The organism is Zoogloea sp., assembly GCF_044344315.1.
In the GTDB taxonomy this organism is placed as follows: domain Bacteria; phylum Pseudomonadota; class Gammaproteobacteria; order Burkholderiales; family Rhodocyclaceae; genus Zoogloea.
In genome coordinates, this window is sequence record NZ_JBIJDC010000001.1 from 93,881 (window position 1) to 107,903 (window position 14,023).

Consider the following 14,023-nt stretch of genomic DNA (forward strand, 5'->3'; position numbering starts at 1 on the left):
CCGGACACCGCCTGAAAAGACTGCACCGTGATACCACTCCACCTTGCCCACCACACCGTAAGCTGCTGTGCAGGCGATGGCCTGGCACCTCTGCGCGCGGCGCTCCGCAACGGCACCAGTGGTCTGCGCCCCCACCGCATTGAAGGGCTGGGCACCGACACCTGGATCGGCGAGGTCCCAGGGCTCGACGACACAGCGCTGCCCGATCCCATGCGCGGCTTCGACTGCCGCAACAACCGGCTCGCCCGGCGCGGCCTCGCTGCCGACGGTTTCGAGGACGCCGTCCGCAGCCGCATTGCCCACCATGGCGTGCGGCGCGTGGGCGTTGTCCTGGGCACCAGCACCTCAGGCATCCTCAGCACCGAGCTTGCCTATCGCCAGCGGGCTCCCGAAGGCGGCCCGCTGCCAGCCGGCCTGAACTACCCGGGGAGCCACAGCACCTATTCCCTGGCCGATTTTGTGCGCACCTGGCTGGGCATTGAAGGTCCCGCCTACGTGGTGTCCACGGCCTGCTCCTCCTCGGCCAAGGCCTATGCCGCCGCCGCCAGACTGATCCATGCGGGCCTGATCGATGCCGCGCTGGTGGGGGGGGTCGACAGCCTGTGCTTCACCACCCTGCATGGCTTTGCCTCCCTCGAACTCACCTCGCCCGAACCTTGTCGCCCCTACGACGCTGCACGGTCCGGTATCTCCATCGGGGAGGCCGCGGCCTTCGGCCTGCTGGAGCGCGCTACCGGCAGCCTGGATGCGGACGCGGTGCTGCTTCTGGGCTGTGGCGAATCCAGTGACGCCTACCATATGTCCTCGCCCCATCCGGAAGGCCTCGGTGCGCAGCTGGCCATGGAAGGCGCGTTGGCCCAGGCCGGCCTGAGCCCCGCCGACATCGATTACATCAACCTCCACGGCACCGCCACGCTTAACAATGACTCCGCCGAAGGGTATGCCGTTGCGAGCCTGTTCGGCACGCGAGTCGCGGCCAGTTCCACAAAGGGAATCACCGGGCACACCCTTGGTGCCGCAGGGGCGCTGGAGATCAGCATCAGCGCCATGGCCCTGGCCGATGGCTTGCTGCCGGGCAGCGTACACACCCTGAACCTGGACCCGACCGTCCCCATCGACTATGTGCTTGCCTCGCGCAGCGCCCCCCTGCGCCGCGTCATGAGCAATTCTTTTGGCTTCGGAGGCAGCAACTGCAGCGTGATCATCGGGAGGGCCGGATGAACCCCGAAATGTCCCTGAGTGCCTGGATTGAAGGCATAGGCCTGATTGCCCCCGGTTTGCCCGACTGGACCCATGGCGCAGCGGTGCTGGCCGGCCTGGAAGCACATGTACCGGCGCCGAGCGTGCTGCCGGCACCCATGGTGCTGCCGCCCAACGAACGCCGCCGTGCCAGCCGGGTGGTACGTGTGGCCCTGGCCAGCGGCCTGGCGGCGCTGGAGCAGGCCGGCATGGAGCCATCCGGGGTGGCGGCGGTCTTTGCGGCATCAACCGCGGACGGCCACAACTGCCACGCGCTTTGCGAAACCCTGGCGTCCAGTGATCAACGGGTCTCTCCGACGCGCTTTCACAACTCCCTGCACAACACCCCGGCGGGCTACTGGAGCATCGCCACGGGGGCCATGGCCGCCAGCCAGTCCCTGTGCGCCTACGATGCCAGCTTTGCGGCCGGCCTGATCGAAGCCCTGGTGCAGATCCACGCCACCGCAGCGCCCTGCGTGCTGATTGCCTACGACGCGGAATATCCGGAACCCCTCGCCAGCCTGCGCCCTATTCCCGATGCTGCCGGCATCAGCCTGGCGCTCAGGCCCGAGGCTACCCCCCGCAGCATGGCGCGTCTGGATATCCGCCTTGGCGACGGGCCCGCAACAAGGCTGGGCTCCCCCTCCCTGGAGGCTCTGCGCACGGCCATCCCGGCCCTCCGTGGCCTGCCCCTGCTTGAGGCCCTGGCCTCCGCCCGCGGCGGCGAGCTCGACCTGGAATACCTTGCCCCCCTGAGCCTCCACGTCACACTGAGCCCATGCTAGACCGCCACGCCATTGCCGCCCGCATCCCGCATCAGGGCACCATGAGCCTCCTCGACACGGTCATCGAATGGAATCCTGCCAGCATCCATTGCACCGCCGTCAGCCACCGGCATGCCGACAACCCGCTGCGTCATGCAGGGCGCCTGGGTGTCGCCGCAGGGATTGAGTACGCCGCTCAGGCCATGGCCGTACACGGCGGCCTGCTGGCTGCCGGCAATGCCCCTCCACGCCAGGGCTACCTGGCCAGTGTGCGACAGGTGCAATTTCACGTCCCTTTTCTGGACGATCTGCCCGCCGACCTGCAGATCGCCGCAGAACGCCTGTCTGGCGATGCCACCCAGGTGCTTTACCGCTTCACCCTCTCCAGTGGCGACACGCCCGTGCTGGACGGCCGCGCGGCGGTGATCCTCGACGCCGGAGCCCTGCCATGAGACGCGCCCTTGTCACGGGCGCCAGCGGTGGTATCGGGGCGGCCATCGCCCGGCGTCTGGGTGCAGACGGGCACCATGTGCTGATCCACGCCAATCGCAACCCGGAGCGCGCCGCCGCCGTGCTGGCGGACATCCAGGCGGCGGGAGGCTCGGCCGAGGTGCTGTGCTTTGACCTCACCGATGCCGCCGCCACCACTGCCGCCGTGAACGCCATGCTGGAAGCGGGCCCCGTCGCCATCCTGGTGAACAATGCCGGCCTCCATGCGGATGCCGTCTTTCCCGGCATGAGCCCGGAAAAATGGCAGCAGGTGATGGATGTCAACCTCAACGGTTTCTACAACATCACCCAGCCCCTCACGATGCCGATGATCCGTGGTCGCTGGGGCCGCATTGTCACCATCACCTCGGTGGCGGGCCTGGTCGGCAACCGGGGGCAGGTCAACTACGCTGCAGCCAAGGGCGCGCTCCACGCCGCCACCAAATCCCTCGCCCTCGAGCTGGCCAGCCGGGGCATCACCGTCAATGCGGTGGCACCCGGGATCATCGCCACCGGGATGATAGAAGGCAGCTTCGATCAGGCCGCCATCGAGCGCCTTGTGCCAATGAAACGAGCCGGAAAACCCGAAGAAGTCGCAGACCTCGTCGCCTTTCTGGTCTCCGAACAGGCCACCTACATCACCGGGCAGATCATCTCGGTCAATGGCGGAATGGTCTGAGATGGAGCGCATCTCCAGCGACCCGCAGCGAAACGCGGCACGCCCTGGGCTTGCCAAGCCAGGCAGGTCGGGCGAGCACGGGCGGCCTGAATGAGCGCCGCCCCCCAACTGGCAGGTCAGGTGTCGCTCCACAAGGCGGAGGCCGTCCTTTTCTTCACCCTCCTGCAGCTCACCGTGATCGTGCTGGCGGGGCGCATCGGGAGCATTCTCGCCCGCCGCGTCGGGCAGTCATCGGCCGTTGGCGAGATCATCATCGGGATTCTGCTGGGGCCCTCATTGTTCGGGCTGCTGTTTCCCGGCGTGTTCGACCATGTGTTCCGCTCCGCACCACCGGAGCCCATGCAGGTTCTCTCCCAGGTGGGCCTGATCCTGCTGATGTTCCAGATCGGCATCGAATTCGACTTTTCCCACCTGTCGGAACGCCAGCATCGCAAGACGGTACGCCGTGTCGCCCTGGCCGGGCTGGTGGCCCCCTTCATCCTCGGCCTGGGTTTCGGCTGGCTGGCGGCGCCGGAGCTGTCGCCCCAGGCCAACCGGGTAGCATCCGGGCTGTTCATCGCCACCGCCTTTTCCATCACCGCCCTCCCCATTCTCGGGCGGATCATGATCGAGTTCGGGCTCACCCGCCGCCCCATCGGCGTGATCGCCATCAGCGCCGCCGCCGTCAATGACGTGGTGGGATGGCTGCTGCTGGCCCTGGTGACCACGCTGACCCTGTCCCATTTCGACCCAGCCGACTTCACGCTGAAGGTCGTGCTGGTCGCCGTGTTCATGCTGGCGGCCTGGTTCATCGTCCGTCCCCTCGTCAAGTGGGCGATACGGCGCACCCGCCATCACGGTCACCTCTCACCCCACCTCATGGGGCTGCTGCTGGCCGCCATATTCCTGTGCGCGATGGTCACCTACAAGCTGGGTATCTTTGCCATCTTCGGGGGCTTTGTGATGGGCGTGCTGGTGCACGATGAGCCTGAGCTCGTGGAGGCCTGGAAGGAGCGCATCGGCCACTTCGTCACCGTGTTCTTCCTGCCAATTTTTTTCACCTACACGGGTTTGCGCACCAATATCGGCGGGCTGGACAGCCTTGCTCTGTGGGGCTGGTGCCTGTTGACCATCGCCCTCGCCACCCTGGGCAAGTTTGGCGGCACCTATGTGGCGGCGCGCAGCTGTGGCCTCGATCACGCAGCCTCCAGCGTCCTGGGCATCATGATGAACACCCGTGCCTTGATGGAGCTGATCGTGATCAATGTCGGCTACGACCTGGGCGTGATCTCCCAGGACATGTTCACGATGCTGGTACTGATGGCCATCATCAGCACGGTGGTCACCACGCCGGGGCTGCGCCACTGGCTGCCACGCATGGGGGCTGCCCGCTGACAAAGCCTGGCGGACCGCTCACCGCCCGCTCAGACGACGTACAACGAGGCCCGGCAAGCGCAGCAGGAAGCCGATGAACAGCCGGGTATGCATCCAGGTGAGCAGGCGGTTGTCACGAAAATAGCGGAAGTGGGACACGCCGCCCTCGTCAGTACGGAAATAGCGCACCGGGGCGGGTAGATTGATCGGTCGCACCCCCGCCCAGGCAAGGCGCACCACCGCCTCGGGATCGAAGTCGAAGCGGCGCATCCAGCGTTGGCTGCGCATGATCTGCTCCAGCGGTGCAATGGGATAGACCCGGAAGCCGAACAGGGAATCACCAATACCCATCCACAGGGTTTCCAGATTGGCCCACCAATTGGAGATCTCCCGCCCCTTCACCCGCAACTGAGGCGCCTCAGAATCAAACACCGGCTTGCCCAGCACCATGCACGCCGGATCGCGGGCCGAGGCCTGCATGAAATCGGGAATGCAGTGCGCCGGATGCTGGCCATCGGAATCCATCGTCAGCACGTGGGTGAAACCGGCCGCCGCTGCAGCCGTCAGCCCTTCCAGAACCGCCGCCCCCTTGCCCCGGTTCTGCGGCAACTCGATGATGCGCAGACCGGGGTCGGTCGTGGCCATGGCCCGCAGGCGCTCGGTGCTTCCGTCGGTGCTGCCGTCGATTACCACCCACACCGGATTCCATTGGGCACGCGCCTCCCGAACGGTCGCGTCGACCTTGGAGCCGGGGTTGTAGCTGGGAATCATGACCAGGTGGGATGATGAGGGGAGCATCACGATGCAGTGCTTTCCTAGGTAGCGCGGGGTGGCACCGCGCCGGCAGCCGGTGGCTGGGCCAGGGCCGTGCGGTAGTAGTCGCCCAGCTCGGCGGTAAAGGCCAGCACCCGCGTTGGGGCGTCGAAACGCCGCCCCAGCCGGACGCTGAAACGCAAGGGCAGCTCCGGTTTGCGGAACAGCGGCCAGGCCTTGCCCAGATAGGGCGAGCTGAAATCGATGAACAGGGTCTGAACGGGGGTCTGCGCATGCCGTGCAATGAGGCTTGCCGCGTTGGTGCAACCGTCAAAGGGAAAGTTCGACGTGCGTGACCCCTCGGGAAATATCACCAGGTGGGCCCCCGCCCGGAGCTCGCGGGTCGCCCGCCGGACCATTCGCACCGGCTTGTCATTGTGGATGTAACGGGCCAGACGGGCTGCCGCTCCGAGGAGGACATTTTCCATGAGCGCAGCCTTCATGATGCACACCGCGTTCGGCAGACGAGACGCAATCAGCACAACGTCAAGGAGCGACGGATGATTGGCCACGACGACCAGGGACGGCTGGCGGCGCAGGGTGTCCAGGGCCTTCAGGTCGAAGCTGCAGGCACAGAACACGCTCAGGAAATGCAGATACAGGCGGAAGCCGATCATGATGGCCAACCGGCCGACAACGCTCCCAATGCGACGCGGCAACACGCTGAAAACCAGTGCAAACGGCAGCCACACCAGGCAGATCAGCGCCAGCGCCCCCAGGCCCAGCACCATGGCGACATACTCATAGGCCGTCCATAGCAGCTTGCCACACCGGGCCAGCGGGCTAGTCATCAACACTCACCCGTTCGCTCGACTCGCCGAAAATCCACGCCACGGCCACACCTGCAGCCAGGTAATGATCGCGGGCCACCAGCGGGCTATCGTCGAAGGCCGCGTGCTGCAGCATGTCATACCGGACGAAAGCCCCCACCCAGTGTTGTGGATAGCGCCGCGATAACGAGGCCAGCACCTGGGTGCCGCTGTAGCCGCCGCTGGCCGAGTAGGCCGGGCGATCCGGCCTGGCCTCGGAGGGGCTCACCTGATAGTAATAGGCGTGCTGACGACTCGACGCAAAAATGGGGCCGCTACGCAAACCCAGGCGCCAGCCGGGCAGGCCGGGCGGATCGACCATATCCAGATTGAAGGCCGGCGAAAACACCCAGCCTGCGTGGCGGGGCGTGCTGCTCAGGCTAAACGCACTGCGCACCGGGATAATGAGCTTGAGCTGATGCGCCCGGTCCGGGCTGCGCCAGAGGGTGAGATCCAGCTGCGGACCGATTTCGACAGTGGCATCCAGATCGGCCATCCCGTTCCGCACACCGCTGCTGTCCCTGCCCACCGGCGGCGACGCGCCAAGACTGACGCCCAGATCCACACGGTCACTATCAAAGAGCACACCGCGCACGCCCTGCCGGTCAGCGCGCAGGTAACGCCCGTGATAGATGAAGTAGGGCACCGGCAGGACAAGCTCGTGGGACTCCGCCGCACCGCGCCAGGCCGGCAGGTGCAGCACGCCCAGGCCGGCACCGGCCTCCCAGAGCGGCCTGTCGGCCGCGACCGAGGTAGCACTGGTCAGCAGTGCCGCACACCCCAGCACAATGCAGGCATATGAAAGCAATCTCATGGAGAACTCAACTCAGTAGGTGGCAGGCCTGGGCCTCCACTTCGACCAGCAACTCGGCACGACACACATCGGCCAGGAGATAGACCTGCTGTGCCGATGTACCAAGGACCTCGGCGAGTTCGGCCTGCACAGGGGCAAGATGGGCCGGGTGACGCACGTACACCCGTGCGCTGAGCTCGGAGAGGCGGTAGGCCGGGCCGGCACTGCAGCGGCTGGCCTCCGCCAGCACGGCGTCCAGGTTGGCCACGAGCTCCCGCGTCTGGGCCACCGGATCGCCGGGGTGCATGCTTTGGTGGCCGACGATGCTGGCTGTCCCCGACACAAAGAGCCACTCTGCATCGGCGTGCTGCCCGAGCGCAGCCCGGGAGAATGTGGGGCTGCACGGACCATAATCCGCCGGATAGCGAAAGGCACTGAGCTGGCGCGGATTCTCGATGGACCGGGTGGGTGTTCGCCCGGCCAGGAAGGCCACGCTGAGCGGCCCACCCTGCACCCCCAGGGCACTGGCCGCCGGAATGCTGTCCATCACCAGGCGCCCTGCCGCTTCGAAGGCCCGATGGCGCCCGATGTTGAACTGCCGGTAGCGCTCGAGGCCGTCGGTTTCCTGATTGATATGGGGGAGATAGTTCCAGATGCGCCACAGGTGGGGATATCCCTCCTCGGCGAGGAGCTTGAACACGGATTCATAGGCCTGCTGGCCGGCACGTTGCAGCACCGGGCCGCTACTGCCTCCCAGCGCAGCGCCGTCCTCGACGACCTCAATGACGCCGAACAGCAATTCGCCATCGTGCCGGTAACGCACACCGTGGCGGGTGCCAGCCTGTGCCGGTCTGGCGCCAAACCAGGCCTCGACGGGCTCACCGAGCAGGCAGGGAGCATGCAGCTGTTGGCACGGCAGGCCCTGCGGGACATGCGTCGGCTCCGCCAGCCCTATCCAGGACAGGCCTAGAAGGGCCGGATCAAGCAGCCCCTCTGCAAGCCTGGCGCCGGAAAGGAAGCGGTGCAAGCCATGATGCATGCCCGTCACTGACCGGCCCCCAGGCCGGCTTCATCCACCGGCCGGATGTTGATCCGGCGGTTACGCCAGCCGCGGAGGGACTGGCGCAGATTGCCCAGGAAGGACAGGTAGTAGATGACCTTGAAGATGCGCAACGGTCGCCAGATCGGGGTACTGCCGTAGATATCGCCGGCAAGTACCGAGAGCAGCGCCTCCTGAACCCGGAAGATGTTGCGCGGCGCCATGAACATGTCACGCATGGTGGGATTGGTGATGCGGTAGATGAACCACGAGAACACCTCCGGCCCATGCCGCACTACCCGATCGAACTCTGCCAGCGCCGCGGCAGCCTCAGCCGGACGGGACAGACAGGTGTCGATCGCCTTGGCCCCGGCGAAGCCACTGTTCATGGCCAGCATCACCCCGGACGAGAACACCGGATCGATGAAGGCAAAGGCATCGCCGAGCATCAGGTAGTTGGGACCGTGATTGCGCTCCGACACGTAGGAGAAGTTACCTGTCGCCTCCGCGTCAGTCACCATCCGCGCATCCTTGAGGCGTTCCGCGAGGGGCGGGCAGCTGGCGATGGTGTCGAGCAGGAACTGCGTCAGGCTCCGTCCGGCACGGGTCTTCATGTAATACGGCCACACCGTCGCACCCACGCTGGTCAGCCCGTCAGAAAGGGGGATGAACCAGAACCAGCCATGATCAAACCAGAAAATGGTGATGTTGCCTTCCGCCTGCCCCTCATGGCGGCGGGCGCCGGCAAAGTGGGCGTACATGGCAGAACTATTGTGGCGCGGATTGCGATGTTTGATCTGGAAACGGTTGGCCAGGAAGGTGTCGCGACCCGAGGCGTCAACCACGAAGCGAGCGTGCCAGCGACGCTCCCGTCCGTCGTCGTCGGTAGCGTGAACCACGGCACCCTGGTTGTCCGACTGAAAATCCACCGCCCCCACCTTGCAGCCTTCGATGACCTCGACACCTTCCCGGGCCGCATTGCGGATCAGGATATGGTCGAAATCGGCTCGCTTGACCTGGTAAGCCATGGGCAATGACTTGTCGATAGCGTCTGCAAAGCGAAATTCCTGGCCGTGCTCATGCCATGGAGAGACAAACTCCGCCCCCCACTTTTCCATGCCAATCGCCGTGACCTCGTCGGCCACACCCAGGGCCTCAAGCAGCGGCATATTGGCGGGCAGAAGGGATTCGCCGATGTGGAAACGCGGGTGGTGGGCCTTCTCGAGCAAGACCACCCTGTAGCCTTTTCGAGCCAGCAGCGGGGCAACCGTGCTGCCCGCCGGACCACCACCAATCACCAGCACGTCGCACGTACTCATTGCAATCAGGGGGTCTCCCTCAAGTGCAGGCTCCAACATTTCGTTTCCTCGCATCCAGCGCCAGGACGGCGGCGCGGTTATACCGTAATCCAGCCCCTCCCGCCACCGCTGCGCAAGCGCCGCAGACCGGGGGAGAAGGCCGCCGCCACCGCGGCAAGCACACTACCGGCAACTACATCCAACAAGACATGCTGCTTTGTTGCGAGCGTCGAAAAGACGATCAAGCCACTCCACAGCCAGTTGGCCCAATGCCAGACCCGGCTGCACTGCAGCTCACGTAACTCGCGCCTCAGCCAGAGGGCCGAATAGAGGGCCGCAGCCACATGCAGGGACGGGCAGGCGTTACCCCCGGGGTCAATACCCTTGAGCAAGGCATAACCTGGATAAAGCCCCCAATCCACCGCGGCAGGCGGCACGACAGTGGGCCAGAAGACATAGCAGAGCAGCCCCGCCCCGCACAGGCAGCCCATGTGCCAGCCAAGGCTGAACAGGCGCTTCAGGCCAGGGGCAAGCGCCGCCGGGAGCGACACATAGATCCAGAGTGACGCATAAACCACCAGCGCCCAGGGCTGAAAACCCACCTGCCGATCAACCCAGGTCAAAGGCATCTCGAACACCGGCCTCAGTGGGTGGTGGAGAAGCGCCAGATAGGCCAGGAAAAAAACATACATGAAAAGACTGGTACCCATCGCCTTGAACCACCACCAGTGCCGCAGCCGCCCGCCGATCCGGGAGAGGGTGGACGACGACCTGCCAGGCGATCCATACACTTCAAGGGACTGCGGTTCAATGAGCGGCAGCGGGCGTGGTTCCAAGGGGCAAGCTCCAGGCGATGTCGGCAAACCGGTGACCGCGGCGGAAATCCGGGACTCCCAACGCTGCATATTACGCGATCACGCCCACAGAAAAGAATATATGCCGATTGAGATGCAGCAAGCTTGCCGGAACCCAACTGACAATAAGGGTATCCAAGCATTGAATTGCTGCATCCCTGCAGCCAGACTCGCCTTGCAACACCTCCGCGACCGGGCCCACAAGGCCCGCCCCGCGAACGGATCAAAAACACGATTTTTGCGAGGAAACCCACCATGGCCGAGCAGGACCCCGTCCGCGCGCTTTCCGTGCCCACCCCGGGCAGCACGCTTCTCGACGACAAGTACACCACCACCGCCGGGCGCGTTTATCTGACCGGTTACCAGGCGCTGGTGCGCCTGCTGATGATCCAGCGTGATCGCGACCGGGCCGCCGGGCTCAACACCGCCGGCTTCGTCTCGGGCTACCGGGGCTCGCCCCTGGGCGGGCTCGACCAGACCCTGTGGAAGGCCAAGGCCCACTTAGCCAGCCACGACATCGTCTTCCAGCCGGGCATCAACGAAGACATGGCGGCCACCGCCGTGTGGGGCAGCCAGCAGGTTTCCCTGTCCGCCAAGGCCCGCGTCCAGGGCGTGTTCGGCATGTGGTACGGCAAGGGGCCGGGCGTGGACCGCTGTGGCGACGTGTTCCGCCACGCCAACGCCGCCGGCAGCTCGCAATACGGCGGAGTGCTGGTGATCGCCGGCGACGACCACGCCGCCAAGTCCTCCACCCTGCCCCACCAGACCGACCACTTCTTCAAGTCGATGATGATGCCGGTGCTGGCCCCCGCCGGTGTGCAGGACTATCTCGACTTCGGCGTGCATGGCTGGGCCCTGTCGCGCTATTCCGGCTGCTGGGTGGCCTTCAAGGCCCTGGCCGACACGGTGGAAACCTCGGCCTCGGTGGACGTGGATCCGCTGCGCGTCACCACGAAGATCCCCGACGACTTCGCCCTGCCCCCTGACGGGCTCAACATCCGCTGGCCCGACCCGCCGCTGGTGCAGGAGAAGCGCCTGCTCCACGCCAAGCTCTACGCCGCCCTGGCCTACTGTCGGGCCAACGGCCTCAACCGCATCGTCATCGACTCGCCCCAGCCCCGGCTGGGCATCATCACCAGCGGCAAGAGCTACCTGGACGTGCGCCAGGCCTTCGACGACCTGGGCATTGACGAAGCACTCGCCGCCGAGATCGGCATCCGCCTCTACAAGGTGGGCATGGTGTGGCCCCTGGAGGCGGAAGGGGTGCGCCACTTCGCCGAAGGGCTGGACGAGATCCTGGTGATCGAGGAGAAGCGCCAGCTCCTCGAATACCAGCTCAAGGAAGAGCTCTACAACTGGCGCGAGGACGTGCGCCCCCGCGTTGTCGGCAAGTTCGACGAGAAGGGGGAATGGTCGCTGCTCACTACCCTGGGCGCGGACGGCCGTACCACCGTAGACCACGGCGAATGGCTGCTCCCCGCCGCCGGGGAGCTGACCCCGGCCATGATCGCCCGGGTCATCGCTGCCCGCATCGGGCGCTTCTTCACCTCCGATCGCATCGAGGCCCGCCTGGCCTTCCTGCAGGCCAAGGAGGCCACCCTCGGCCGCCGCGTCTTCGCCATCGACCGGGTGCCCACCTTCTGCCCCGGCTGCCCCCACAACACCTCCACGGTGGTGCCCGAAGGCAGCCGCGCCATGGCCGGCATCGGTTGCCACTACATGGCCACCTTTATGCCCGACCGCAAGACCGGCACCTTCACCCACATGGGCGGTGAAGGCGTGCCCTGGGTTGGCCAGGCGCCCTTCATCGACGAGCCCCACATCTTTGCCAACCTGGGCGACGGCACCTATTTCCACTCGGGCCTGCTGGCCATCCGCCAGGCGGTAGCAGCCTTCAATCGCCCCGGTGGCAGCGGGCCGGCGACCAGCGGCATCACCTACAAGATCCTCTTCAACGACGCCGTGGCCATGACCGGCGGCCAGCCGGTGGACGGCGACCTGACGGTGCCAAAGCTGCTGCGCCAGTTGCAAGGCGAAGGGGTGCACACCATCGTGCTGGTCACCGACGGCACCGACCGGGCCTGGCATGTGGCCGACATTCCCCACGGCATCCCGATCCGCCAGCGCGACGAGCTGGACGTGATCCAGCGCGAACTGCGCACCGTGCCCGGCGTGTCGGCCCTGGTCTTCGACCAGACCTGTGCCGCCGAGAAGCGCCGACGCAGGAAGCGCGGCACCTTCCCCGACCCGCAGACCCGCGTCTTCATCAACGAGGCGGTGTGCGAGGGCTGCGGTGACTGCGGCCGGGAATCCAACTGCATGGCCATCCTGCCGGTGGAAACCGAGTTCGGGCGCAAACGCCAGATCGACCAGTCGGCCTGCAACAAGGACTACTCGTGCATGAACGGCTTCTGCCCGAGTTTCGTCACCATCGAAGGCGGCCGGGTGCGTAAGGGGCGCGCCCTGCAGTCGGGCGAGCAGCGCTTCGCCCCCCTGCCCGAGCCCACCCTGCCGGCCACCCGCGAGCCCTGGGGCATTCTCGTCACCGGCGTGGGTGGCACCGGGGTGGTCACCATCGGCGCCCTGATCGGCATGGCCGCCCACCTGGACGGCAAGGGCGTCACCGTGCTCGACATGACCGGCCTGGCCCAGAAGGGCGGCTCCGTGTTCAGCCACATCCGCATCGCCGACCGGCCGGAAGATCTCCACGCCGTGCGCATCGCCGCCGGCGAAGCCAACGCGGTGATCGGCGGTGACGTGGTGGTCACCGCCAGCGTCGACGCCCTGGCCAAGATGGCCGTCGGGCGCACCCGCGGCGTGGTCAATTGCGCCGAAACACCCACGTCCGAGTTCACCCGCAACCCGGACTGGCAGTTCCCCCTGGAGAAGATGCAGGCCGCCATCGTGGAGGCAGTGGGCACCGATGGCTGTGTATTCCTGGATGCCCAGTTCCTGGCCACCCGCCTGCTCGGCGACGCCATCGCCACCAACCTGTTCCTGCTCGGCTACGCCTGGCAGAAGGGCTGGGTGCCGGTCAGCGCCGCCAGCCTGGACAAGGCCATCGAACTCAACGGCGCGGCGGTGGACATGAACCGCCAGGCCTTCCTGTGGGGCCGCCGGGCCGCCGTGGACCTGAGCACCGTCGAACGGGAGGTGAAACCGGCGCCGGTGATCCCCATACGCCCCGAAACCCTGGACGACCGCATCGCCCGCCGGGCGGCCGTGCTCACCACCTACCAGGACGCCGCCTACGCCCGTCGCTACACCGACCTGGTGGCCCGCGTCCGTGCGGCCGAAGCCCCGCTGGGCAGCGAGCGCCTCACCGAAGCGGTACTGCGCCATTACTTCAAGCTGTTGACCTACAAGGACGAGTACGAAGTGGCCCGCCTGTTCAGCGATCCGAGCTTCCGCGAGGCGGTGGACAGCCAGTTCGAGGGCGACTTCCGCCTGCGCTTCCACCTCGCCCCGACCTTCCTGGCCCGGCCCGACCCGGCCTCCGGGCGCATCCGCAAGCTCGCCTTCGGCCCCTGGATGCTCACCGCCTTCAGCTGGCTGGCCAGGCTGCGGCGCCTGCGCGGCACGCCCTTCGATGTTTTCGGCTATCACCCGGAACGCAAAGCCGAGCGCGCCCTGATCGTCGAGTACGAGCAGGACATCGCCCTCCTCCTTGGCACGCTCGACGCCGCCCGCCTTCCCCTGGCGGTAGAAATCGCCAGCCTGCCGGAAGGCATCCGGGGCTATGGGCACGTCAAGGCCGCGGCGATGCGCAGCGTGGCGCAACACCGCAAGGCCCTGCTCGCCCGCTGGTCAGGCAAGGCTGGGGCAACCAGCCAGGCTGCCTGAACGACCGTCAACACCCGCCGTCCCCGCCTGCAAAATCCCGGGCAGGGCGG

At 66.3% G+C, this 14,023-nt stretch carries 12 protein-coding genes; 6 read left to right on the top strand and 6 right to left on the bottom strand.

Translation table 11 applies throughout. The features are described 5' to 3' along the window. Positions 1 to 27 precede the first annotated feature (27 nt). The 5 genes from ACIQ09_RS00455 (at position 28) to ACIQ09_RS00475 (ending at position 4,545) form a co-directional block, all read left to right on the top strand. Positions 28 to 1,221, top strand: a complete 1,194-nt coding sequence (locus ACIQ09_RS00455; protein ID WP_398304437.1) for a beta-ketoacyl-[acyl-carrier-protein] synthase family protein — start codon at positions 28 to 30, stop codon at positions 1,219 to 1,221. Beyond that, positions 1,218 to 2,024 carry a beta-ketoacyl synthase chain length factor gene (locus tag ACIQ09_RS00460; RefSeq protein WP_398304441.1) on the top strand — a complete coding sequence of 269 codons (807 nt, stop codon included), beginning with the start codon at positions 1,218 to 1,220 and terminating at the stop codon, positions 2,022 to 2,024. Before ACIQ09_RS00455 ends, ACIQ09_RS00460 begins: the two co-directional genes overlap by 4 nt. Continuing rightward, positions 2,018 to 2,455, top strand: coding sequence for a 3-hydroxylacyl-ACP dehydratase (locus ACIQ09_RS00465; protein ID WP_398304444.1), 438 nt, complete (start codon positions 2,018 to 2,020; stop codon positions 2,453 to 2,455). Before ACIQ09_RS00460 ends, ACIQ09_RS00465 begins: the two co-directional genes overlap by 7 nt. Next, complete coding sequence (fabG, locus tag ACIQ09_RS00470; protein WP_398304447.1) at positions 2,452 to 3,171, top strand: 3-oxoacyl-ACP reductase FabG; 720 nt, start codon at positions 2,452 to 2,454, stop codon at positions 3,169 to 3,171. The genes ACIQ09_RS00465 and fabG overlap by 4 nt, the downstream gene beginning before the upstream one ends. 90 nt (positions 3,172 to 3,261) lie before the next feature. Further along, positions 3,262 to 4,545, top strand: coding sequence for a cation:proton antiporter (locus ACIQ09_RS00475; protein ID WP_398304450.1), 1,284 nt, complete (start codon positions 3,262 to 3,264; stop codon positions 4,543 to 4,545). 18 nt (positions 4,546 to 4,563) lie between these two features. On the opposite strand, the gene ACIQ09_RS00480 is transcribed toward ACIQ09_RS00475, so the two are convergent. From ACIQ09_RS00480 to ACIQ09_RS00505, 6 genes are all read right to left on the bottom strand, one after another. Further along, entirely contained in the window at positions 4,564 to 5,322 is a 759-nt protein-coding gene (locus ACIQ09_RS00480) for a glycosyltransferase family 2 protein (RefSeq protein WP_398304453.1), read from the bottom strand. Positions 5,323 to 5,339: 17 nt separating this feature from the next. Beyond that, positions 5,340 to 6,128 carry a lysophospholipid acyltransferase family protein gene (locus ACIQ09_RS00485; protein ID WP_398304456.1) on the bottom strand — a complete coding sequence of 263 codons (789 nt, stop codon included), beginning with the start codon at positions 6,126 to 6,128 and terminating at the stop codon, positions 5,340 to 5,342. Continuing rightward, positions 6,121 to 6,960 carry a MipA/OmpV family protein gene (locus tag ACIQ09_RS00490; protein ID WP_398304459.1) on the bottom strand — a complete coding sequence of 280 codons (840 nt, stop codon included), beginning with the start codon at positions 6,958 to 6,960 and terminating at the stop codon, positions 6,121 to 6,123. The genes ACIQ09_RS00485 and ACIQ09_RS00490 overlap by 8 nt, the downstream gene beginning before the upstream one ends. 7 nt (positions 6,961 to 6,967) lie before the next feature. Next, positions 6,968 to 7,966, bottom strand: a complete 999-nt coding sequence (locus ACIQ09_RS00495) for a hypothetical protein (RefSeq protein WP_398304463.1) — start codon at positions 7,964 to 7,966, stop codon at positions 6,968 to 6,970. 17 nt (positions 7,967 to 7,983) lie between these two features. After that, positions 7,984 to 9,297 (bottom strand): NAD(P)/FAD-dependent oxidoreductase, encoded by a 1,314-nt coding sequence (locus ACIQ09_RS00500; protein ID WP_398304466.1) that lies wholly within the window; start codon positions 9,295 to 9,297, stop codon positions 7,984 to 7,986. A 77-nt stretch (positions 9,298 to 9,374) separates the two neighbouring features. Beyond that, positions 9,375 to 10,112 (bottom strand): phosphatase PAP2 family protein, encoded by a 738-nt coding sequence (locus ACIQ09_RS00505; RefSeq protein ID WP_398304469.1) that lies wholly within the window; start codon positions 10,110 to 10,112, stop codon positions 9,375 to 9,377. Positions 10,113 to 10,385: 273 nt separating this feature from the next. Here ACIQ09_RS00505 and ACIQ09_RS00510 point away from each other — a divergent pair, with 273 nt between their 5' ends. Further along, on the top strand, positions 10,386 to 13,973 hold the full coding sequence (locus ACIQ09_RS00510) for an indolepyruvate ferredoxin oxidoreductase family protein (protein WP_398304472.1): 3,588 nt from the start codon (positions 10,386 to 10,388) through the stop codon (positions 13,971 to 13,973). Positions 13,974 to 14,023 lie beyond the last annotated feature (50 nt).